This is a genomic window from Paracoccus methylovorus (assembly GCF_016919705.1).
Classification (GTDB): domain Bacteria; phylum Pseudomonadota; class Alphaproteobacteria; order Rhodobacterales; family Rhodobacteraceae; genus Paracoccus; species Paracoccus methylovorus.
In genome coordinates, this window is record NZ_CP070371.1 from 406,100 (window position 1) to 429,542 (window position 23,443).

The 23,443-nt window shown below is 61.4% G+C and carries 19 protein-coding genes and 1 pseudogene; 17 read left to right on the top strand and 3 right to left on the bottom strand.

Annotated elements, in window-relative coordinates; translation table 11 throughout:
- Window positions 1-84: 84 nt before the first annotated feature.
- Complete coding sequence (locus JWJ88_RS15185; RefSeq protein ID WP_205296606.1) at window positions 85-1,392, bottom strand: MFS transporter; 1,308 nt, start codon at window positions 1,390-1,392, stop codon at window positions 85-87.
- Window positions 1,393-1,521: 129 nt separating this feature from the next.
- Between JWJ88_RS15185 and JWJ88_RS15190 the strand changes: the two genes are divergently transcribed.
- Window positions 1,522-2,475, top strand: a complete 954-nt coding sequence (locus tag JWJ88_RS15190; RefSeq protein ID WP_205296608.1) for a quinone oxidoreductase family protein — start codon at window positions 1,522-1,524, stop codon at window positions 2,473-2,475.
- Window positions 2,476-2,499: 24 nt separating this feature from the next.
- Here the strand turns inward: JWJ88_RS15190 and JWJ88_RS15195 are convergent, their stop codons facing one another.
- Window positions 2,500-2,946: a MarR family winged helix-turn-helix transcriptional regulator gene (locus JWJ88_RS15195; protein WP_197029418.1), complete on the bottom strand. Its 447-nt coding sequence runs from the start codon at window positions 2,944-2,946 to the stop codon at window positions 2,500-2,502.
- An 85-nt stretch (window positions 2,947-3,031) separates the two neighbouring features.
- On the opposite strand from JWJ88_RS15195, the gene JWJ88_RS15200 reads away from it, so the two are divergent.
- From JWJ88_RS15200 to iaaH, 12 genes are all read left to right on the top strand, one after another.
- Complete coding sequence (locus JWJ88_RS15200) at window positions 3,032-4,552, top strand: FAD-dependent oxidoreductase (RefSeq protein WP_205296610.1); 1,521 nt, start codon at window positions 3,032-3,034, stop codon at window positions 4,550-4,552.
- Window positions 4,553-5,348: 796 nt separating this feature from the next.
- Entirely contained in the window at window positions 5,349-7,319 is a 1,971-nt protein-coding gene (locus tag JWJ88_RS15205) for an alpha-ketoacid dehydrogenase subunit alpha/beta (protein WP_049792381.1), read from the top strand.
- A complete protein-coding gene (locus tag JWJ88_RS15210; RefSeq protein WP_011749318.1) occupies window positions 7,319-8,074 on the top strand; it encodes an IclR family transcriptional regulator in 756 nt (251 codons plus the stop codon). Before JWJ88_RS15205 ends, JWJ88_RS15210 begins: the two co-directional genes overlap by 1 nt.
- 12 nt (window positions 8,075-8,086) lie before the next feature.
- Window positions 8,087-8,485: a RidA family protein gene (locus JWJ88_RS15215; RefSeq protein WP_011749319.1), complete on the top strand. Its 399-nt coding sequence runs from the start codon at window positions 8,087-8,089 to the stop codon at window positions 8,483-8,485.
- A complete protein-coding gene (locus JWJ88_RS15220) occupies window positions 8,482-9,873 on the top strand; it encodes an aminotransferase (protein ID WP_011749320.1) in 1,392 nt (463 codons plus the stop codon). The genes JWJ88_RS15215 and JWJ88_RS15220 overlap by 4 nt, the downstream gene beginning before the upstream one ends.
- Window positions 9,863-11,290 carry an amidase gene (locus JWJ88_RS15225; protein ID WP_011749321.1) on the top strand — a complete coding sequence of 476 codons (1,428 nt, stop codon included), beginning with the start codon at window positions 9,863-9,865 and terminating at the stop codon, window positions 11,288-11,290. The genes JWJ88_RS15220 and JWJ88_RS15225 overlap by 11 nt, the downstream gene beginning before the upstream one ends.
- Window positions 11,291-11,321: 31 nt before the next feature.
- On the top strand, window positions 11,322-12,629 hold the full coding sequence (locus JWJ88_RS15230; protein WP_128493035.1) for an ABC transporter substrate-binding protein: 1,308 nt from the start codon (window positions 11,322-11,324) through the stop codon (window positions 12,627-12,629).
- 2 nt (window positions 12,630-12,631) lie between these two features.
- On the top strand, window positions 12,632-13,444 hold the full coding sequence (locus JWJ88_RS15235) for an ABC transporter ATP-binding protein (RefSeq protein ID WP_011749323.1): 813 nt from the start codon (window positions 12,632-12,634) through the stop codon (window positions 13,442-13,444).
- A complete protein-coding gene (locus JWJ88_RS15240; RefSeq protein ID WP_011749324.1) occupies window positions 13,434-14,147 on the top strand; it encodes an ABC transporter ATP-binding protein in 714 nt (237 codons plus the stop codon). Before JWJ88_RS15235 ends, JWJ88_RS15240 begins: the two co-directional genes overlap by 11 nt.
- A gap of 3 nt (window positions 14,148-14,150) precedes the next feature.
- Window positions 14,151-15,029 (top strand): branched-chain amino acid ABC transporter permease, encoded by an 879-nt coding sequence (locus tag JWJ88_RS15245; protein WP_011749325.1) that lies wholly within the window; start codon window positions 14,151-14,153, stop codon window positions 15,027-15,029.
- 74 nt (window positions 15,030-15,103) lie between these two features.
- Window positions 15,104-16,042, top strand: coding sequence for a branched-chain amino acid ABC transporter permease (locus tag JWJ88_RS15250; protein WP_240200342.1), 939 nt, complete (start codon window positions 15,104-15,106; stop codon window positions 16,040-16,042).
- Window positions 16,030-17,451: an indoleacetamide hydrolase gene (gene iaaH / locus JWJ88_RS15255; protein ID WP_011749327.1), complete on the top strand. Its 1,422-nt coding sequence runs from the start codon at window positions 16,030-16,032 to the stop codon at window positions 17,449-17,451. Before JWJ88_RS15250 ends, iaaH begins: the two co-directional genes overlap by 13 nt.
- A gap of 294 nt (window positions 17,452-17,745) precedes the next feature.
- On the opposite strand, the pseudogene JWJ88_RS15260 reads toward iaaH, so the two are convergent.
- A pseudogene (locus tag JWJ88_RS15260) lies at window positions 17,746-18,260 on the bottom strand (IS5 family transposase); the annotation flags it as partial.
- A 453-nt stretch (window positions 18,261-18,713) separates the two neighbouring features.
- Here JWJ88_RS15260 and JWJ88_RS15265 point away from each other — a divergent pair.
- The 4 genes from JWJ88_RS15265 to JWJ88_RS15280 all read left to right on the top strand — a co-directional run bounded on the left by JWJ88_RS15265 (window position 18,714) and on the right by JWJ88_RS15280 (window position 23,149).
- On the top strand, window positions 18,714-20,243 hold the full coding sequence (locus JWJ88_RS15265) for an autotransporter family protein (RefSeq protein WP_231486821.1): 1,530 nt from the start codon (window positions 18,714-18,716) through the stop codon (window positions 20,241-20,243).
- 29 nt (window positions 20,244-20,272) lie between these two features.
- The gene (locus JWJ88_RS15270; RefSeq protein ID WP_155984362.1) at window positions 20,273-20,788 is read left to right on the top strand and encodes a hypothetical protein; all 516 of its coding nucleotides are present in this window, start codon (window positions 20,273-20,275) and stop codon (window positions 20,786-20,788) included.
- A gap of 88 nt (window positions 20,789-20,876) precedes the next feature.
- Window positions 20,877-21,071 (top strand): hypothetical protein, encoded by a 195-nt coding sequence (locus tag JWJ88_RS15275; RefSeq protein ID WP_036764897.1) that lies wholly within the window; start codon window positions 20,877-20,879, stop codon window positions 21,069-21,071.
- A gap of 95 nt (window positions 21,072-21,166) precedes the next feature.
- Entirely contained in the window at window positions 21,167-23,149 is a 1,983-nt protein-coding gene (locus JWJ88_RS15280) for a hypothetical protein (RefSeq protein ID WP_205296614.1), read from the top strand.
- Window positions 23,150-23,443 lie beyond the last annotated feature (294 nt).

The following is a 23,443-nucleotide window of genomic DNA, read 5'->3' on the forward strand; positions in this document are numbered from 1 at the left end:
AACCGCCAAGATCGGGGGCAGGGGACTCCGATCCGGCGCGGCGGGCTCCTCGGGCATCATCGGACTGTTTCCTTGCATGGGAGATCAGTCGGCCCGCGCCGCCGTTTCCGGGTCCACCGCCGGCAGATGTCGCCAGGCGATGGCTGCGGTCAGTGCGACGAGGGCGATGATCACGCCGGTCCAAAGGCCGTAGAGCGCCTGTCCTATCAACAGCCCGGCGAAGACCGGGGAGGCGACATCGGTGAGCGCGATCAGGGATTGGGTGGTGCCGATGACGATCCCTTGCCGTTCCTGCGGAGCATGGACCGACAGAGCCGAGAAGAACGTCGGGCGCGCCATCGCATCGCCGAAGCTGACGCAGAGGATAGCGAGAACGAGGACCGGAAGCGTTGTCGCAAGACCCACCGTCATGTAGCCGGTGGCGACGATGGCACAGATGAATATGATCAGGCGACGTACGGTGAAGAACCGTCCCAGCCAGCGCAGCAGGAACAGTTGCACGAGGATGTTGATCGCTCCGTCCGCCGCCAGCACATAGCCAAGCTCGCGCGGGCCGAAGGGATTTTCCGGTGTGACGAAACTCGCCTGGAGGTAGTTGGCAAGCTGCGAGCTATACATCCCGTAGGCGAAGAAATAGCAGAGCAGCACGACGACCAGCACGCGGATCAGCGGCGAGCCGACGATTGACCTGAACGAGACCTCGCGCGATGCGTCGGGGGTTTGCGATGCGGCCGGGCTGCGCTTCAGCCAGAGTGCCGTGACGGTGAAGCTGACAGCAGACAGCACCATCGCGGCGTAGATCGGTGCGGTCAGCGAGATGTCGGACAGATAGCCGGAAATGCCTGCCCCGACGATGCCGCCCAGCCCTACCCCAGCGTGGAGGGTGCCGATCGCCTGTCTTCGATTGGCGGGCGAACTGTGGTCGGCGGCATAGGCGGCTGCGGCGGCAAAGGTTCCGCCGGTGAAGCCGAACAGCATCCTTGCCAGCAGGACAGGGATAACGGCCTGAGCCAGGCCCAGCAGCAGCAGGCTGACGAAGGCTGTGGCTTGCGTGGCGAGCAAGATCCGCTTGCGCCCCAGCCGGTCGGAGAGTTGGCCGATCAGCGGTGCCGCGACCAGGTGGGTCAATGCCTCGGTGCCCATGACGATGCCGAGGATCAGCGGTGTGCCGCCCATCTCCTGGATATAGAATGGCAGGATCGGCAGGGTGGAGGCGGCGCTGGCAGCATAAAGGCTGACGACCAGGAAGACCGGCAGCATCAGCCGCCAATCGAGTCTTTCCGGGGCGGCATCGTCCGCAGTTGCTGCGTCGTTCATCTCGCGATTCCTTCTGTTGGCGCGCATCTGCGTCGCGAATGAGCGTCGGGAAGTCGGTTGCTGCCGCCCGCTCAATGTGTATCATGCACATAAATGTGGCATGCCTCCGGCGTCAACAGAAAACGTGTATCATGCACATTATATTGACGCAGCGCTTCCCGCCATGATATGTGCTTTATACACACATCAAGAAAGGAAGCCGCCATGAAGGCTCTGGTTGTGCAGGACTACGGCCGGTCGCCGGCCTATACCGATTTCCCCGATCCGGCCGTAGGGCCGGGCGAGGTTCGGGTTGCCGTCAACGCCGCCGCGATGAGCCAGGTGGTCAAGGGACGGGCCGCAGGCAGCCACTACAGCGCATCGGGCGGGCTGCCCTTCGTCGCTGGCATCGACGGTGTTGGTCGCCTTGATGACGGGCGCCGGGTCTGGTTCGTCCTGCCGCGCGATCCCTTTGGCAGCATGGCAGAGCAGACGGTGGTGCCAGTGGCGCAGTGCCTTGTCTTGCCGGACGATCTCGATGACCTGACGGCGGCGGCCATCGCCAACCCGGGCATGTCATCCTGGGTCACCTATACCGAGCGGGCGCGGCTTCAGCCTGGCGAGACCGTTCTCGTCAACGGCGCTACCGGAACCTCGGGCAGGCTTGCCGTCCAGATCGCCAGGCACCTGGGGGCGGGGAAGATCATCGCCACCGGCCGCGACGCCGAGGCTTTGCGCGAGGTCGCCGCTTTGGGCGCGGACGTGACGATCCCGCTTACGGAGGATGCGGCTGCCCTCGAGGAGAGGTTCAAAGAGCAGTTCGCGCAAGGCGTCGATGTGGTCGTCGACTACCTTTGGGGGATGAGCGCGGAATGCCTGCTGATCGCTGGGGCCAAGACCGGACGGCCCGGCACTCCGATCCGCGTGATCCAGATCGGCTCGGTCAGCGGCGCGACCATCACCCTTCCGAGCGCGGTTCTGCGGGCTTCCGCGATCGAACTCATGGGCGCCGGTCATGGCGCCGTCCCGCTCGACCGTCATCTTGCGGCGGTGGAGGCGCTGCTGAAGGCGGTGGCGCCCGCGAACCTGAAAATCGCGTTCCACGCAGTCCCGCTATCAGACGGCACTCGAGCCTGGGATCGGGACGACAGCCGCAACCGCACGGTGTTCGTGGTCTGACATCCGGCTCGCTCCGGGCCTATCCTACTCGCTTCGGGTAGGCTCGGCGCTCATGCTGTCGGCGAGCATCTTCATCAGCCGGATCAACTCGTCGAAATCGTCACGTTTCCAGTCCTTGAACAGCGAAAGCACCATCTTCTCCCGCGCGGCATCAACCGCGTCCGTCGCGGCCTTGCCTTTGGTCGTGATGACTGCCTCGCGCACCCGCTTGTCAGAGGGGGAGGCGCGGCGTTCGACCAGCCCGATCTCCTCCAGCCGGGCGATCTGGCGGCTTACGGTCGTGTAGTCGCGCCCGACACCATCGGCCAGTTCGACCACCCCGATCGGCCCCCGCCGCTCGACCGTGACGAGCAGCGGAAACAGCGCCCTCTCCAGCGTAAGCCCCGCGATTTCCAGCAGTTGCGCATCCCGCTCGGGGCGGTTCATCAGGCTGGCGATGTCCATCAGCGCCCGATGCAGCTCGGGCAACATCTTCCTGATATGTGTATGATGCACTTTTATCGTTGACACGCGCAGACCCTCCATAATATGTGCATCATACACATTGGAGAGAACGATGAAAGCGCAAAACCCTGTTGCGGTGCTGATCTGTGGCGCCGGTGCGTCGGGTCTTACCCTGGCGGTCGATCTGGCCCGTCGTGGCGTGGCCTTCCGCATCATCGAGAAGATGGACCAGCCCTTCGCCGGCTCGCGGGGCAAGGGCATCCAGCCGCGGACGCAGGAAGTGTTCGCGGATCTGGGCGTCCTCGACCGTGTGGTGGCGGCAGGCGGTATCTACCCGTCGATGCGGGAATATCGCGCGGATGGCACCTGGATCGAGAAAGACATGGCTGAGCGGCATGACCCGACGCCCGCCGAGCCCTATCAGATCGCGCTGATGGTTCCCCAGTTCCTGACGGAGCGGGTGCTACGCGAGCGTCTGGCCGAGCTTGGCCACCGCGTGGAGTTCGGCACCGAACTCGTCGGGTTCGAGCAGGACGAGAAGGGCGTCACCGCGCGGCTGGTGGGTCCGGATGGCGAGGAGACCTTAACCGCCCGCTATCTCGTCGGCGCCGATGGTGGCCGCAGCTTCGTGCGGCGCACGCTTGGGGTGGAGTTCCCCGGCAAGACGCTGGGCGTGCGCGCCATCGTCGCCGATGTCGCGTTGACCGGCCTTGGACGCGATGCCTGGCATCAGTTCAACGATGGCGACATGCAGCGGATGGTGGCGATCTGCCCGCTTGCCGGGACCGACCTGTTCCAACTTCAGGCGCCCATCCCGCCGGAGGGCGAAGCCGATCTCTCTGCCAAGGCGCTGGAGGGAATGATACTGGATCGGACAGGCCGCAGCGATATCCGGGTGCATTCCGTGGCCTGGGCTTCCGCCTATGCCATGAACGCGCGGCTCGCCGAATGCTACCGGGTCGGCCGGGCGTTCCTGGTGGGGGACGCCGCCCATATCCATCCGCCGACCGGCGGTCAGGGCCTGAACACCAGCGTGCAGGATGCCTGGAACCTCGGGTGGAAGCTGGCAGCCGTGCTGCATGGCGCGCCGGATGGGCTGCTCGACACCTACGAGGCGGAGCGGCGCCCGGTGGCCGAAGCGATGCTGGGGCTTGCGACCGGCCTTCTTGACGCGATGAAACGCGGAATGACGCGGCGCGGCCGCGAGACCCGCCAGCTCGACATCGGATACCCCGAGTCGCCGCTGGCCCTCGATCCCTCCGGACGGCCCGGTATCCTGCTCGCCGGGGATCGCGCGCCCGACGCTCCGCTACGCGGCGCTGCTGGACTGTCCCGCCGCCTGTTCGACCTGTTCAGCGGCCCTCACTGGACGCTGATCGGCTTCGAGGCTGAGCGCGACATCATTGCGCCGAGAGGCGGGCTGCACATCCACCGGGTCGGCCCCGGCCAGGAGTTTGAGGACGAGGACGGCCACCTGCACGCCGCCTATGGCCTGGCACCCGGCGAATGGGTGCTGGTGCGTCCCGACGGCTATGTCGCCGCGATCGTGTCCATGCAAGATGTGGCTCTTTTGGAGAGTTTCCTTGCCGAGGTAGGAGTGGCGGGAGCACGCTCTGGAGACCTGAAATCGTAGCCCCGTGATCTGTTGACATTGATCGCTTGAAATTCAGTTCATGCTGGTGGTTTCGAGCGCAAATATGGGCGTTTGCCTACGCGGCTGTTCGAAATATCTCTCGAAGTATTTCTGGCTCAACCTGGCGGAGCATGGGAAAGATGAGAGTGCTTGGTGGCAAGTGAAGATGGTTGTCCGCCCCCGCAACCAGAAAACACAAAGATATCAGCGTGTTAAGCCTCCCTCGGGAGGCTTTTTGCATTTGGGCTTCCTGAAGCCCGGAAGCATATCGGAAGCAATCGATCGGAAACCACAGCGGGAAATCGGCGGTGTCACATTGCCGTGATTAATGGCTTGCCGTCGCTTGATCCATATCCGCCACTAGGCTCTTGAGCTACTCCTTCTCGTCCACGAGCCGCGTTAGCGGCTTGCCGTCGGGCAAAACAATGCCGACAAACTTCGCCTTCGGCTTGTAGAGTGCGGCGAGGCTCAACTCGTGCTTTCGGCAGACCGGCCCCCCCATTCTTTGATCATCCCGATAATCTGCGTCTCGGTGAAACTGCTTTCATGTCATCCGCTCCCTCTCGGATGTCCCGCAAGCTCTACGTCGCAGCGAAGGAGCTTCTGGGGGTAGGTCAGCATGCAGAGAGAGCAAAGACATAGAATTATAAAATAGTGATAACAATATAAATATATTGACCATTTTGGGGTGGGCATCTAGCATCAAGTTAACTGAAAGCTCGGCGCAGGGAGAATAGAGTTGCCCGCACCTCTCACCGATACTGACATCGAATTTCTTGTGAGTTCTTACGAGCGGATGTACCGCATCCGTCAGTTCGAGCAGTCTGCGCTTGATCTTAGCACCAGCAAGGAAGCTCTTATCGCGGGGTCGGTGCATCTGTGCGCCGGTCAGGAAGCGGTGCCTGTCGGTGCAATGGCCGCACTCGGCCCGTGTGATCGCGTTATCGCAACTTATAGAGGTCATGGCTGGGCGTTAGAAACGGGCGTTCCCGCCCAAGAATTTTTTGCTGAGCTTTGCCACCGTAAGGCAGGTGTGAATGGTGGACGAAGTGGCTCTGCCCTGGTCACCGCGCCGAATCAGCGTTTTATCGGTGAAAACTCTATAGTCGGTGCGGGCGGGCCGATTGCCTGTGGCATCGCCCTGGCGGCAAAGATGGAGGGCGCGGACCGCGTCTGCCTTGTGACATTCGGTGACGGGGCCACCAGCCAGGGCGCTCTGCATGAGGCTTTCGTCTTCGCCGCCGCCTATAAGCTTCCCGTGATCTTCGTCTGTGAAAACAATGGTTGGTCAGAGATGACCCCGACGCTTTCAATCACGGGGCTCGACCGTCTGGCCCGGCGCGCGAATGGCTATGGCATGGCATCCGCCACGATTGACGGCACCGACCCGATGGCGGTCAAGGACAGCATTGCCCTTGCGCGGGCGGCTGTGCTTGGCGGCAAGGGGCCTGCGCTGATCGAATGCCGGGTGCCGCGGCTCTGGGGGCATTACAACCGCGATATCGAGCATTACCGGCCGAAATCCGACCGTGAAGACAGCCGCGCCCGCGATCCGCTGGCGCTGCTGGAGGCCCGGCTCTGCGCTCTCGGTGCCAGCAGCGCGGAAGAGCTGGCGATTCTGCGGGGGCGGCTCGACCGTGACTGGAGCGCGGTTCTGGACACTGTGAAAGCCATGCCGCTGCCCGATGCCGCCTCTGCCGCAGATCATGTTGTGGCACCGATCCCCGCCGCCCCGTCCGCGCCGGATCAGCAGGGGGAGAGCCGCGAGATCACCTATATCCAGGCTGTGAATGAGGCCCTGAAGCGCGAGCTGACCGAGCACTCCGAAGTGATGGTTTTTGGCGAAGATGTCGGCCATGCAGGGGGGATCTTCGGTGCAACCCGCTATCTGCAAAGGGATTTTGGCGCGGAGAGGGTCTTTGACACCCCGATTGCCGAAGCCGCGATTCTGGGGTCGGCGGTCGGGCTGGCGCTCGAAGGCAAGCGGCCTGTGGTGGAAATCATGTGGGCCGATTTCCTGCTGGTGGCGCTGGATCAGATCATAAATCAGGCCGCGAATATCCGCTATCTGACGCGCGGCACCCGGACTGCGCCGATTGTCGTGCGCGTTCAGCAGGGCGCGACGCCCGGCTCCACCGCGCAGCATTCACAATCGCTGGAGGCGATGCTGGCCCATGTGCCGGGCCTGCGGGTGGGGCTGCCGTCGACAGCCGATGACGCCTATCACATGCTGCGCGCCGCAATACATGGCGCGGATCCGACCGTCATCATCGAATCCCGTGCCCTTTATCAGCGTACAGGGACGGTCTGGCCGGATGCTGCGCGTCAGGCCACCGCAGGGGCGACCCTGCGCCGCGCGGGGACGAGCGTGACCCTGCTCGGCTGGGGCGCAGTCATGCCCGCGGTCGAGGCTGCCGCCGATGCCCTGGCCGAGAATTGCATCGACGTTTCTGTTCTGGATCTGCGCTGGCTGTCACCGGTGGACTGGGGTCAGCTCTGCGCCACCGTTTCCGCAACGGGCGGTCGCGTCGTGGTGGTGCATGAGGCCAATTTGACCGGCGGTTTCGGCGCGGAAATCGTCGCCGGGCTGGCGGAACGGCTGGGACCAGGGGCGCTCTCTTTCCGCCGGGTCGCGACGCCGGATGTGCGGATGCCGGCTTCGCCGGTCCTTCAGGCCGCGCTGCTGCCCGATGCGGCAAAGATCATGGCCGCCGCGAAGGATCTTCTGCAGTCGAATCTCCTGCCCCAGAACGAGGAATATGTCTGATGACCGGCAGCAAAGAGAAAAGCGGACGTCTCCAGATCAACTCCGTGGTGCGCGGGGTCAATATCCTGACCGCCATCGCGCGCAGCGATCAGGGGCTGAGCGTGCGCGAAATTGCCGAGGCCATTGGGGTTGAGCGGCAGACGGCCTATCATCTGGTACATACGCTTGAAGATACAGGATTTATTGCTCGCGATGATCAGCGTAATTACCGCCTTGGCCTGCGGGTCGGGGCGCTCGCCGAGGCTTTTGGCCGACAGTTTTCTGCCCCTGATTATATGCTACCGCTGGTGCGCGGTTTGGCCACGGAAACCGGCGAGACCTGCTATGTCGTCGGCTGGTGGCAGGGCGAGATCGTGATCATCGAGGTGGCCGCTGGTGCCAATGCGATCCGCGCAGCCGAGATGCCGCATGGCCAGTATCTGCATGCCCATGCGCGGGCAGCGGGCAAGGTGCTACTCGCTTATGCGGCCACGGCCCGCATGGCGGAATATCTGCTTAATCATCAGCCGCTGGCAAAGCTGACCGAGAATACCATGACCGATTTCAAATCCCTCCAGGCCGAATTCACCCGTATCCGGGCCGAGGGCATCGGTTATGACAATGAGGAATTCGCCCGCGGTACTTCCTGCATGGCGATGCCGCTGGAAGCTGGCACCGCCCCCTATGCTCTGGCCTTGTCCGCACCAACCGAGCGCTTTCATGCCTTCCGTGAAACCTACCAGCAGAAACTGGCCGCGCTGGTTCAGCGCAACTGAGAGACAGATCCCATGACCATCACGCTTTTTGATTGTAAGGATGTCGCCGCCGCTTTCGGGAATTACGCGCATGGCGTGGTCATTCCGCCAAGTGCCGTCACCATCCATCTGGCCGGTCAGGTCGGGGTGCGCCCGGATGGCACGATCCCCGGTGATGCGGGAGAACAGACCCGCATCATCTTCGAGAATTTCAGGATTATCCTAGAAAGCCGGGGCTTTGCTTTCAGCGACATCGTCAAAATGAACTACTTTGTTGTCGAGGCTGAAGATCTCCCTGCAATCCGTGCGGTGCGAGACAGTCTGATCCCCGCGCCCTTTCCAGCGGCCTCTCTGGTGTTGGTCAAGGCGCTCGGGCGGCCAGAATGGAAACTCGAGATCGAATGTATTGCGGCCCGGACCGGGGCGGAATGATGCGCAATTCTCTGGCCCATACCGATCTGAACTGCCTGCTGCATCCCCAGACCGACCCCGCCGCGCTGGTGGCGCAGGGGCCGCTGATCCTCGAAAGTGGCGATGGCGTTTTTGTCACTGACAGCAGCGGGCGCAGCTATCTGGAGGGGATGTCCAGCCTCTGGTGTGCTTCCCTTGGCTTCAATGAGCCGCGTCTGGCCCGCGCGGCGGCTGATCAGATCAGCCGCCTTGGTACTTACCACACTTTTAACCGGCGCTCGAATCCGGCGGTGATCGAACTGGCGGAGCGGCTTCTGGCGTTGTCTCCGATGCCGGATGGCAAGGCGTTGTTCGCCAATTCCGGCTCGGAAGCGGTCGATACGATGATCAAGCTGGCCTGGCTCTACCATAGCGGGCGCGGTGCGCCAGAAAGGCGCAAGATCATCAGCCGCCGCCGCGCCTATCATGGCAGCACCGTTCTCGGGGCGACGCTCAGCGGGCTGCCCTCGATGCGTGGTGCCTTTGCCTGGCCGGATCCGGGCGTGATTTTTGCCGAGGCGCCCCATTTCTACACCTGCGCAGAAGCGGGCGAGAGCGAGGAGGCCTTCGTCGACCGACTGGTGGCCGAAGTCGCGGCTCTCATCGCCGCCGAGGGGGCTGGCAGCATTGCGGCCATGATCGCAGAACCGGTCATGGGGGCGGGCGGCGTCATAATCCCCCCTTCCGGCTATTTCCCGAAACTGGCGGAGCTGCTGCGCGAGAAAGGTATCTTGCTGCTCAGCGATGAGGTGATCTGTGGCTTCGGACGCACCGGTGAATGGTTCGGCTGCCAGACCTTCGGCTTTCGGCCCGATATGATGAGCGTCGCCAAGGCGCTGTCTTCGGGATATCAGCCGATCGGGGCAACCTTGCTGACCGCGGAGATCCACGATGTGGTCAGCGCCGAAGCCAGCCGTCTGGGCGTGCTTGGCCACGGCTTCACCTATGCCGGGCATCCCGTCACCAGCGCGGTCGCGCTTGAGACGCTGAAGATCTACGAGGAAATGGATCTGCTGGCACAGGTTCGGGCGCGGGCACCGGCCTTTCTTGACCATATCAACGCGCTGGCTGGGCATCCGCTTGTGGGCGAGGCCCGCGCTGTCGGCCTGATCGGTGCAGTGGAACTGGTTGCGGATCGCGCCACGCGCCGACCCTTCGCGTCAGAAGCCGGTATCGGCGCGCGTCTGGTCACGCTGGCACTGGATCAAGGTCTGATTGTTCGCAATCTGGGCGACGCCATAGCCATTTGCCCGCCGCTGATCGTCACGACAGCCGAACTGGAGCTACTTTTCAACCGCCTGCGACAGGCGCTGGATGCTCTGGCCCTTGAAACCGCCGCGAGCCAGGTGGAGGACCGGCATGATCAGTGACATTCTTGATCTCGATGCGACAGCGCAGGCTGCGGCCGTCGCGAAGGGCGATGTCAGCGCGGCAGAGCTGGCCCGCGCCGCGATTGCGAGGATCGAGGCCGGGGAGCCCGTGCTCAATGCGGTGACGCAGCGCTTTTTCGATCAGGCGCTCGATATGGCATCAGCCGATCTGCCGCCGGGGCCGTTTCGCGGCGTGCCCTTTCTGGTGAAGGACTTTTACTGCCATATGGCGGGAACCCCGACCACCGGCAGCGCAAAGCTGCTGGAGCACAACTTGATCGACCATGACAGCGCACTGATGGCTCGCTATCGCCAGGCGGGGTTTGTGACGCTCGGCAAGACCAATGTGCCGGAAATGGTCACCATGGGCACGACCGAGCCGGTCTGGCGCGGCCCCACGCGTAACCCCTGGAATACCGGTCATACGCCGGGCGGGTCTTCGGGTGGCTCGGCGGCGGCGGTCGCGGCGGGATATGTCGCGGTGGCCCATGCCAATGATGGCGCCGGATCCATCCGCATCCCGGCCTCATGCTGCGGTCTCTTCGGGCTGAAGCCTTCGCGGGCCCGGGTCACGCTCGGGCCGGATGTTGGCGAGGCCATCGGTGGCATCACGGCGGAACATGTGGTTTCGCGATCCGTGCGGGACAGTGCGGCGGTGCTCGACGCCACCGCCGGAGCCCTGCCGGGAGACCCCTATATCGCCCCCGAGCCGCCGGAAGGCTTCCTTGCCGCCATCGCCAGACCGCGCAAGGGGCTGCGGATCGGCCTGACGCTCGATGCGCCGGACGGCACCAGCGCCGCGCCGGAATGTCAAGCTGCGGCTCTGCGGGCGGCGGTGCTCTTGCGTGATCTTGGTCATCAGGTCGAGGAGGTCACGTTGCCCTTCGACGGCGCCGCCTTCCGCGCGGCGCTCTCCACCTTCTGGCCGATGACCGTGACCCGGGGCCTCAGCGCGATTGCGGAGGCCCGGGACGCGGACCCCGAAGTTCTGTTGCGCGAGCTTGAGCCCTTTAACCAGCATCTCTTCGCTCTTGGGATCTCGCGCCGGGCGGTAGATTACATCCGGGATCTTGTGATCTTTCAGGGAATGGCGCGGGCCATGGGGCAGTTCTTTGCCACACAGGATATCTGGCTTTCGCCGGTCCTGCCCTTCACGCCGCCCCGGCTTGGCTATTTTGATGCGGGTGTCCTGGGCGGGGAAACGGCCTGGAACCGGGTGCTCGACTCCTTCATGTTCACTGCGCCCGCCAATGTCACCGGCCTGCCTTCTGCCAGCTTGCCGATGACCGTGTCGAATGAGGGGCTTCCCATAGGCATCCAGTTGACGGCGAAGCTGAATGACGAAGCGCTCATCTTCAACCTCGCAGCGCAGCTTGAAGCCGCAAACCCCTGGGCGATGCCTAGGCACAAGATCTAAACAAAAACCAAACACAACAGGGAGTTACAACATGGGTCATCGCATCCATCGGAGAGGCATGCTTAAAGGGTCGGCCTGGCTGGCCGGGGCTGCCGCAGTCTTGTCGGGCGCGAATGCCGCCCGGGCAGAGGCCTCGGGCGAGCCGGTCCCCATTGGTCAGGCTGCGCCGCTGACCGATTTCGCCGCCGCTGACGGCGTGGAATTCCGCAACGGGCTGATCATGGCCTGCGACGAGATCAACGCGCTTGGCGGCATTCTTGGCCGCCCGCTGGAGCCGCATTTCGAAGACACGAAACAGATGGGCGACGCAACCAATGTGCAGGCCGTGCAGCGCCTGATCGACCGCTACGGCGTTCATGCCGTGATCAACGGCTATAATACCGGATCGGGGTCTGCAGTGCAGGACGCTATTGCGGATGCCGGCATCATCTATATGCACAATGACACCTCCAGTGGGCATGGGGTGCTGATCGGCTCTGACCCGGAGCGCTATTTCGGTTCCTTCCAGACCGATCCGTCGGAAACATGGTATGGCTCGGGCCTGCTGAAGTTTCTATCCTCCCTGACCGATGGCGGAACATTCGCGCCCGCCAACCGCAAACTGGCGATCATTCTTTCAGCGGGGACCTATTCCTCGAACATTGCCAATGTGGTGCGAGAGGGCGCGGCGGAGCTTGGCTGGGAGGTCAGCCTCTATGAGACTGTAAATGTGCCGATTTCGGAATGGGGGCCAACGCTGTCCAAGCTGCGCCAGGACCCGCCCGGCGTGATCGTGGTCACGCACTATTTCCCGGCTGATTTGGCGCAGTTCATGGTTCAGTTCATGACCAATCCGACGCCGAGCCTGATCTATATGCAATATGGCCCCTCGGTGAAATCCTTCCGCGACATCGCCGGACCGGCCGCCGCAGGGGTAGTCTTCTCGACCGTGATCGGCGCGCTGCAGGACGAGATCGGCCTTGATTTCGAAGCCCGCTACAAGGCGCGTTTTGGCGATGACGCGGGGCATAATTCCGGGGTCCAGTCCTATAATGCGGCTTGGATCTGGGCGGCTGCGGCGGCACTCGCCGGTGGCTCCGGTGCCCCGGGGGAGGAGGAGCAGAACCGCAAAGTGGCCGAACGCATCCGGGCGATGATTCACCGTGGCCCGAACGGCACGACACGTTTCATGCCCGGCGAGCAGGCTGCGGCCTCTTATCCGGGCGGCACGGATGATCCTTCGCTTGGGATGCCACATCAGTTCCTGCAGATCCAGGACCATACTGCAGAGCCGGTCCTGATCGCCCCTTGGCCCTATGCAAAGGCCGGTTTCATCACGCCGCCCTGGATCAGGGGGTGAGAATGTTTCAGGTCAGGGAAACACCTCTCCTGTCCTGCCGGAATGTCACGAAGAAGTTTGGCTCGCTGGCTGCTGTCAGCGAGTTGAGCTTCGACCTTGCCGCCGGTGAGGTCCTTGGCATCGGGGGGCCGAATGGGGCAGGAAAAACCACGCTTTTCGAGATGATCTCCGGGCAGACCGCTGTCACATCCGGCACGATTGCGCTTGAGGGCCGCGATATCACCGGGCTGTCGCCTGTCGGGCGCTGCCATGCCGGACTGGCCCGGGTGTTTCAGCTAAATACCGGTTTCGACAGTCTGAGCGTGCGCGAGAACGTGCTGGTCGCGGCCTATTACGGCAGGGCCCCGCGCCGGATCCCCGGCTTTCGGGTGCCCTCAGAGGTCAGCGACCAGGTGCAGGATGCGCTGTGCCGCGTGGGCCTCGAGGCAAGCGCGGATCGCGCGGCGGCCAAGCTTCCGGTGATCGACCGCAAGCTGCTGATGATCGCCGGAGCGCTGGCGATGTCACCGAAACTCCTCTTGTTGGATGAACCCGTCGGCGGGCTGACACAGCGCGAGATCGACCAGGTGGCCGATGTCGTGGGCCAGGTGGCGGCGGATGGGGTGACGGTCGTTCTGATCGAACATGTCATGCGCTTTCTGGTGCAGCTGTCCACCCGTGTGATGATCCTGCACCATGGCAGGAAGCTTTACGAGGGCGATGCGGCGGGTATTTCCCGCGACCCGGATGTGGTCGAGGTCTATCTTGGCCAGAGCGCCGGCAAGGATGTCGCGCGCCTCGCCGCAGACCGGACGGAGGCGCGCCATGCCGGATGAACTTGTGATCTCGCATCTGACCGCCGGCTATGGCCATCAGTCTGTCCTCCAGGATCTGAGCTTGCGGGCAGAGGCGGGCCGGCTGACCGCCCTTATCGGGCCCAATGGCCATGGCAAGACCACGCTCTTAAGAGCGATTTCCGGGCTGATCCGGCCGAAGTCCGGTGAAATCCGCCTCGGGGCGGAACGGATTTCCGGGTTGGGCGCCGAAACCATCGTCGCGCGCGGGATTGTCCATGTGCCACAGGGCGATTTGCTCTTTCCCGATATGACGGTTCTGGAAAACCTGCGCATGGGCGCCTTTCTACCTGCGGCCGCCAGGCAGGAAAAATCCGTGCTGGAGGAGGTCTTCACCCTCCTTCCGAAATTGCGCGACCGTCAGAGCCAGATTGCGCGCACTTTGTCGGGCGGCGAGCGGCGGATGGTTGGCATCGGGCGCGGGCTGATGGCCTCGGGGCGGGTGCTGATGCTGGATGAGCCCTCGCTGGGGCTGGCCCCCATCGTCATTGAGCAGATTTACGAAGTCATCGCGGGTCTGCGCCGCGCCGGGCGCAGCATTCTCCTCGTCGAGGAAAACGCCATGCGGGCCGCTGTCATCGCCGATCAGGTGCATCTGCTGGACCATGGCACTCTCGCCTGGAGCGGCACCGGCGCTGAGCTTTCGGGCCGATCCGAGCTTCTTGAAACCTATCTGGGGGTATGAGCGATGGATGTTCTTTTACAGATTCTCGCCTCGGGCCTGACGCTGGGCGCGGTCTATGCGATTTCCACGGTTGGGCTGGCGCTGGTCTTCGGCGCGATGAATATGCTGAATATGAGCCATGGCGCGCTTATGGCTCTGGGCGGCTATATGGCCTGGTTCATGGTGACCGGTTTCGGCCTGCCGCCGGTTGCCGGAATGCTCGCGGCGGTGCTGGTCTGTGCGGCGGTGGGGGTGCTGATCTATCTGCTGATCGCAAAGCCCATGCTGCAGTCCGAGGGGTTCGAGACCCGCATCTTCATCGCGACCATCGGGTTTGGCGCCATGCTGGAGAGCGTAATCCTGATGGCCTTCGGGCCGCAGCCAAAGCCGCAACCGTTAGCGGTGCAGGGCGGGTTCTCCCTCGCAGGGGTGCATCTGCCGATCCAAAATCTGCTGATCCTTGTGCTGTCGATGCTGCTGATGGCCGCGCTGGCGCTGCTTTTGCAAAAGAGCCGGATCGGCAGGGCGATCCGCGCCACAGCGCAGAACCGTGATGCCGCGCGGCTGATGGGGGTGCGGATTGGTGTGGTCTATGCGCTGGTGCTGGGAATTTCCGGCGGGCTTGCCGCGATTTCCGGAATCACCGTGTCATCGCTGTCCAGCCTCCTGCCGAATATGGGGGGTGATCCGATGCTGAAAGCCTTCATCATCTGCGTGGTCGCCGGGCTTGGCAGGGTGCCTGGCAGTGTGATCGCTGCCCTGTTCATCGGTCTCTTCGAGGCAGTGGTGCAATATACAATCGGGGTTCGCTTCAGCTTTGCGCTTTTGCTTCTTCTCGTCATCGTGGTGCTGATCTGGAAGCCTCAGGGCGTGTTCGGGCGCCAACAGGGGGTTCGTCTATGACTGCCATGCGTCGTGATCTTCTTCTTTGCGGCCTCTTCGCCTGTGTTGCGCTTTTCTGGCCTATGATTTCTGGGATGCGTTACTCGATAACCCAGACCACCTTTTTCTTTATTTGGGCCACGGTGGTGGTGCAGTGGAATCTGGTCTTCGGGATCGGCGGGATCTTCTCGCTGGCCCAGGTCGCGATCTTTGCCATCGGCGCCTATGTGACCGCGATGCTTGGCTATTACCTCGGTACATCTATGCTGCTGGCAATGCCTGCAGGCGCGGTTGTGGCAGTGGTCGCGAGTATCATCCTCGGCATCGCCTGCCTGAGGCTCTACGGCCCCTATGTCGCGCTGCTGACGATCTGCGTTTCGCAGGTCCTCTATGTGCTGATCGTGAATGATACCGATTGTTTTACCAATCCGCCGGCGGGCTGTATGCCGCTGATGGGCGGGGTGCGCGGCTTTTCCCGCTTTGGCGATCTGGGGTTTCGCGACTGGCTGGGCGCGGGCTTCTATGTCGGCAACTACTATGTTGGGCTTTTGTTGCTGAGCGCCGCGATCCTCTTCTCGATCATGATCATCCACAGTCCTATGGGGCTCGCCTTCCGGGCCTTGCGCGACAACCCGGTCTATGCCGCTGCCCGGGGCGTTGACCGCTTGCGCTATCAACTCTGGATCTTCGGTCTCTCGGCCTTCTTTACCGGCCTTGCCGGTGCCTTCTATGCGGTCAATACGGGCGTGGTCGGCCCGGTGGTGTTTTCCTTCCAGCACCTGCTCTTTTTGCTATCGATGATCATCGTGGGCGGAATAGGCACGGTCTGGGGGCCGGTGATTGGCGCGGCCGTGCTGATGCTGGCGGATGAGGCTATGCGCGAACTTGGGGACTTCCGCGATATCGGCATGGGGCTGATCCTCGTTGCCTGTGTCGTGTTGATGCCCAGGGGCCTGACCGGCCTGTTCCACGACATCTCGACACGTCTTGCAAAGTCATCTGGGACCGAAGGAGAGAAATCATGTCAGCGCTGAAGCCCGTGACCATGACAGAGCAGCTCCGCCAGCTGCGCAGCGGTGAGACGACTGCAGAGGCCATGATGACCCGCGCGATCCGGCGGGCCGGAGATTTAGGTCATCTCAATGCCTTTTTGACCGTTGAGCCTGACCTGGCGCTGCAACAAGCCCGAGCCGTCGATAGGGCGAGAACAGAGGGGGCGCAGATGCCAATACTGGCGGGACTTCCGATCGGTGTGAAGGATAACATCGATGTCGAAGGATGGGTCACTAGCGGTGCCACACCCGCATTGGCCCAGCTGCGTGCAAAGGCGACGGCGCCGGTTTTGCAGAAGCTGCTTCAGTCTCAGGCAGTTCTGCTAGGTAAAACCAATCTGCACGAACTGGCTTTCGGAGTCACGAATACCAACTTTACCCCTATACCGGCGGTCCGAAATCCGCATGATCCGGCCCGGATTAGCGGGGGTTCCTCGGGTGGTACAGCTGCCGCTATTGCGGCGGGTATTGTCTCTGCCGGGCTTGGAACAGATACCTCTGGTTCTGTTCGCATACCTGCCGCGCTTTGCGGTATCGCGGGCCTTCGGCCATCGGTCGGCGCGGGAGGCACTGAACGCAGATATTCCTCGCAGGGGGTTCTGCCAATCAGTCACACCAACGATACGCCCGGCCCGATGGCGGTGTCTGTCGAAGATTTGGCGCTTCTGGACGCTGTAATAACTGGAACTGATCCGGTCACTGCCAAATCGCTCAAAGGCGTGCGCTTGGGCGTCCCCGATTGTTTCTGGATCGACCTTGATCCTGATGTTGAACGTGTCTGCCGTGAGCTATGTGGCAAGCTCGCGAAGGCGGGGGCTGAGCTGGTTTCTGTTAGCCTGCCTAGGCTCCGTGATGTATGGCGGCAGGTATCCGCGCCGGTTGTGCTGCATGAGCCGCGCGAAGATATTCCCGTTTGGCTCGCTGCAAATGGCCGATCAGACATCTCTATCATGGATATTTTTCGTCAGATTGTGAACCCTGATGTGCGAGCCGCTTTTGAGGTTGTAACCTCGGAAAGCTCTGACAAAAATTATCGTGATGCAATTCAAAATTATCGTCCTGAGCTGTGCCGGATTTATGATGGAGCGTTTCAAAAAAATGGCCTCGCGGCTTTGATTTTTCCAACGGTTCCAATTCCAGCAACATATATCGACATCGAAAGCGCGTTCGGAAAAGTAAAGATAAACGGTGAAGATCGGGAGATTTTTGATACGCTTGTTCGAAATACTGATCCGGGTGCTAACGCTGGATTGCCGGGATTGAGTATTCCTGTTGGATGGACGCAGAGTGGTTTGCCGGTTGGAATTGAAATTGACGGGCCGGTTGGTTCGGATCGGGATGTTCTCGGAATTGGAGTTTCAATCGAGCGTGAAATTTCAAATCAAGTGTAAGTCTGTCGGTTATTTTAATGTGAATTTTTGGTAAAAAACTCAAGGGTGTGGCGCTGAGTGTGCGGCATGACGCATGAATTGTTTGTCATGAATTTAATTTCAAGAGATGCGGCCAAAATAATTATATTACTATCAAGGGATACGTGATGATAGTGTGGGCCGAGTATGGTTTCGGAAATCGATGATGAGATATCCTCCGGGGCTGGTTCGCAGAAGTGGCCCGGTCCCGGACTACCTTTCGATCTTCGCGCCTTGCGTTATGCAATTGCTGCTGCGGAACATCTGAGTTTTAGGTCATGTTGACAAATGGCGGACCCAAAGGCGTATCGGCGTGATATCGATGAAGCCCAGGAAGCTCTCCGCAGTCTTGTCGTAACGGGTGGCAACGCGGCGGGCGTTCTTAAGCTTGTTGAAGCACCGTTCGACAAGGTTTCGAAGACGATACAAGGACCGGTCGACGGCAATGCGTTTTTTTCGTGATTTGCGCATGGGGATGACGGGCAAGACATCGCGTTTTCCCATGGATTTCCGAATGCTGTCAGCATCATAGCCTCGGTCGGCCAGCAGAACACTTGGTGTCGGCAGATTGTCGGCCATGACCAGATCGAAGCCGAGATAGTCGGAGGTTTGCCCCGCGGTGATCTCCGTCCTCATAGGCAGCCCTGCTGCGTTGACGAGGAGGTGGATCTTGGTCGTGAAGCCACCACGCGAACGGCCAAAACCCTGTCGCGGAGTCCCCCTTTAGCGCCCGCTGCCTGATGATGGGCGCGGACCACGGTGCTATCGATCATTTGCAGTGCATGCGGGACCGCGGCACGATTGAACTGGTCGGCATGGGCAGTATCGAAAACTCGTCGCGGGTGATCGTGGATGGCGCGCTTGATCTTGAAAACAAGGGCAACGAAATCGCGTTCTGGGGGGTGTCGGATGCCTATAATGATGCGAAGATCCGCAATCTGGCCGGGTCGGGTTCGGTCTTTATCTATGATAGCGATCTAGTGCTGACTGCGGCACAGGACACGTTCAGCGGGACTATCAGTTCTGTCGACAGCGAGGGGAGGCACCTTAAAGGCGGCCTGACGGTTCAGGGCGGTGTGCAGACGCTGTCGGGTGCGAATGTCTATTTCGGCGCGACCAAGGTCGACGCCGGTGCTGGGCTGGTCCTGACCTCGACAGGAAGCCTTGCAAGCGACGTGCTGGTTTCCGGTGGCTTCGTCAACGATGGCGATGTCGCGGGTGATACCATCGTGCAGGATGGCGGTATGACCGGCGGTTCCGGCAGCTATAGCGCGCTGACGGTCCTGGGCGGCGGCACGGTGGCCACCAATGGCAAGACGCCCCTGACGGTCGGAAGCGAATTTACCCAGAAGGCCGGCTCTACGCTTGTCTTCGCGCCGGTCGAGAACGGCATCCAGCCCGCTATCGCTGTCGGGGGGCGGGCCGTGATCGAAGACGGGGCAAGCATCACGCTGGACCGCGTTACGACCGGTCGGCTGGCGGTGGGGCGCGAATATGCGCTGGTTACCGCTGCGGGTGGCCTTGTCGGCAACTATGGCAGCCTGACCGGCGATCTGGTCACCGATGCGCCTTTCCTGTCCTTCGCGCTGGACAAGACTTCTTCCGGCGTCGCGCTGGGGGTTGAACGGTCCGATATCGTCTTTGCCGAGGTTGCGCACAGCGCCAACCAGATTGCCGTCGCCAACGAGCTGGAGGCGCTTGGCAGCGGCAATGAGTTGCATGACGAGGTTGCCTATATGACCGCTGCCGAGGCTTCGGATCTGCCTGCGGCCTTTGATTCGCTCTCGGGTGAAATCCATACCGCGATGCTGGGGGCAGTGGCCGAGGAAAGCCACTTCCTGCGCGATGCGGTGAACGGGCGCTTGCGGGCCGCCTTTGGCACGGTTGGCGCATACAAAGGGGGCGTGCAGGCCCTGACCGCATATGGGCCTGTCTCTGCCGAGGCGACCACCGACGGCCCGGTCTATTGGGGCCACGCCTTCGGCGGCCGGGGTGAGGCCGATGGCGACGGCAATGCGGCACGTCGTGACAGCCGGACCAACGGTGTGGTTTTGGGCTATGACGCGCCGGTTCAAAACTGGCGTCTGGGTGGCGTTCTGGCGATGAGCGACAGCTCCTATGGGTTGGACGGCCGTGCCTCGTCGGGTTCGGGCCGGGGTATCCACCTCGGGGTCTATGCCGGCACGCAATGGGGGCAGACCGCGCTGCGCAGCGGGCTTGTCTATTCGACGCTTCGGCTGAAGGCGAACCGCAGCACCAGCCTTGGCACGATCAACGAAAGGCTGTCGTCCAAATATAACGGGCATGTCTGGCAGGCCTTTGCCGAGGTCGGCCACCGGCTCGACCATGGCACGATGGCGCTGGAACCCTATGCCGGGCTTGCCCATGTCTGGATGCGCACCGACAGTTTCGCCGAAAACGGCGGTGAAACGGCGCTTGCCGGTGCGGAAGGCAAGATGGACACGACCTTCGCCACAATCGGGGTGCGCGCGGCCACGACCATCGAGGCGGCGACCCACAAACTGACCGTCAGTAGCGGCATCGGCTGGCGTCACGCCTTTGGCGACGCGCGCCCGGAGCTGGCGATGGCCTTTGCAGGGGGCACGGGCTTCAACGTGGCGGCGGCGCCGATTGCCCGCAATGCGGCGGTGCTGGATATGGGGGTCGATATGGAACTTGGCCGCAATACCAATCTGAGGCTGGACTATCAGGGCCAGCTTGCCACGGATGCGCGCGAGCATCGGCTGGGCGCCACTCTCGGCATGCAGTTCTGACGCCGTGTCTGAATACCAAGGAGAAAGCAATGGCATCTGGTTACATAACTATCAGAGGGGGGCTGTACCCCCTCCCTCTGGCCGCTTTGCTGGCCGGTCTGTCCGCCCTGCCGGTTTTTGCGACGGAAAAACACGCGCTGGGATTTGATGTCGCCATCAGCCTGTCGTCCAAAGCCGAAGCCGCGCTCAAGTCCACCCATGAGGGGATCTCGTTGTCGGCCACTTATTATGGCGAACCCCATCCCGGTGATGAGAAACACACCAACGCAATGGGGATGGTAGATCTGGGAGCCGAGGATATCAATCTTCCAGACGGTGCGCGGACGGTTCATGTGACCGGTAAAACGGTCAGCGCCGATCGACTGCGGCTGATCAGTGGCGGGCCGATGGTGAACGTCAATCTCTTTTCCTCGCGCAAAAGCCATGATGACAATATTTTGGCCTGCGATTTCATCGACGGTGCCGTTTCCAGCTTGAGGTCCGGGCCGGTGTATCTGCGTTGCGGCCTGATCACGGAAAACCCGGAAACCGAGGTCAAGCCATGACTCCGGCAGGCAGAGATGAAACGGGGCGGAACATGCACCGAGGCAACCGACAGTTCCTTCAATAGTAATAACAGGAGACAATAATATTATGCGCAACTGGCTTCTTGTTCTGCTGCTTGCAATTGGCCCTTTGGCGGCCTGCGACGATTCCGGGTCTGATGGATATACCGGCGGTCATGGTGTCGGCCTTCTGGTGGACGATCCCGATGATCCCAATAACTGGCCGCTCTGTTCGGATGGTGCGCGGCATCCGGATTGCAGCTACGCGCCGCTCGGCTATTGACGAAACCTGCGTATACGCCGTCGCCATGAGTGGCGGCGTATCGCGGCAGTCGTCGCGGTGCGGGGTGAATACATCAAGCGATTAAAGGAGACGGCATGCCCGGGGCATATTTCACGCAACAATGGAACGGTGTGGGAATGGCACTAGGGGCGCTTATACGGAGCACCCGGACTGAAGGCTGCGTAATTCTTCGGGGCCGGTCGGTTCTGGTCTGCGCCGTATCCGGTCTGGCTCTGATGACCTTTTCCTTTTCAGCCGGCGCTGATCCGGTTCAGCCCATCGGGATTCCGCTGAAGCATGTGCCGTCGGATGACGACGCAACGGATTTCAATTCACTTGGCATAATGGTCGGAGTTAATGACGCGCATCCGCGGCTTTATCAGTTTGATACCGGCTCTGATTTGTTTGTCGGGCAGTTTGACGAGGCCATGTCCGATGTGCAGCCGCTGGCGGGGCACAAGCCCGATCTGTATGCCTATGGTGACGGCTCTTATGGCTATTGGATGCAGGAAATCCAGTTCGGAAGCATTGCCTACTATGATCCGGACGCGCCGGATAAACCCGTGGCGGTCATACCCGGCAAACATGTTGCCGGGCGTATCATCGACTGGGTCTACAGTCAGGGTAGCGACGGTTACAAAAATCACAAGGTATCGGCCACGCCGATCGGGCACAGTGACGGGGTCGCGTATTACGCCGATATGGAGGTGCGTGACCGCATAATACATGATCAGCCAAGCGATCACCCACCATTTTACGGCACATTCGGCGCGGGAAATTTTACAGACGACAAAACCTATATTTCGGCCCCCGCCAGTCAGACAAAAACTGGCTATGTCATAGCCGCCAATGCGAATATGGGGGATAGTAAGACGCCGGGTTGTGCGCCCTGTCTTTCCCTGCATCTCACCCCGCAGATACGTGCGCAATTCACGGCGCTGATGCCGTGGGGAAAGCTGGACTATGAATTTTCCATGCGGCAGTTCCCCGGTTCCGGCGCAAACGCTTCGAATGTGCATGACGGGAACTACCGCTATACAATATCTGTTCCGGTTGGGAAAAAGAAGCGGGCCATTGACTTCCGTGGGCCCATTCTCTTTGATACAGGAACACCTGAATTCATTTATGTTGATTCCGATGGGATGCTGGCGAAATTCCGGTCTAAAGGTTATCGACTTGAAAAATATGGCGATGATACCGTTGATATCAAGTTCTATGGCTTTGACGATAAGCTGAACGATCTGGAATATGACGATGTTGATATCAGCCGGTTGTCCGATGAGGGCAGCGGGAATTCTCTGACCATCGGGTTGCCTTTTTTTCAGTCGAACTCGATGATGTTCGATCTGGAAAACCGCATAACCGCCTTTACGCCTTATTTCGTCACTGCCAGCGATTTTTCAACTGACGCCGGTGTGAATATTCCACATCTCGGTGTTGTCAACGGGGATGTCGGCAGCGTTGGATGGGTTGGCCTGGCCGGCAATCTGTCCGGGCAGGGTGATTTCACGATCGAAAAAGATTCGAATGTGCGCATGACCGCCATCAACACCTATACCGGAGCAACACGCATTGCCAAAGATGGTTATCTGCATCTGGCCGGGCTTGGCAGTATCGAGAAATCTGCGCATGTTTTCAACGAAGGAAATTTATTTATCGACCAGAAGGGCGCTTACATGACGCAATGGGGTGTGGATAAATCCTTCGGTGACGCCGTTATTCGCGATATTTCGGGTGGTGGTGACATTGTTCTTGGCTCCAGGCGCCTGGTCGTGACGGCAGCAACAGGGACGATAGGCGGTTCGATTACCGACTATGATGACAATGGCAAAAATCTCGGCGGCGGGCTGGTGCTTGCCGGAGGTAAACTGACCATTGCGGGCGACAATGATTATTCCGGCCTGACGGAAGTGGCCAGCGGCGCCGAAATGCACGTCACCGGCCAGCTTGCCGGCGATGTCTCGGTCCACGGGAAGTTGAGCGTGGACGGGCAGGTGTCCGGCACGGTGACGGTCCACGAAGGGGGCGAGCTTTCCGGGAATGGCGCGATCAGCGCTGTCCACCGGGTAAGCCGCTGAACTCGTCGTCGAGCGCCTCGGCCATGGCCGCCAGCCATTTCGGGCTGCATTCTGCATGCCGGTGATGGCGGCCGCCGACACGGTTCGGATTCGATCCTGTTAGCTGTTTGATCCAGTGGTTTGCAGGTGAACCTGAAGCGGCGCCGATGCCAAGCGAGAATACAGAAGAGTTCGAGCGGGTTCTCACCCAGCACTGAGCCGGCTCAGTGCTGGGTGAGAAACAACAGCCGGATTCACTACGACTAAATCACACAGCGCATCGAAGCTCAGGTAGGTTGCGGCGGTTGCGCGCCC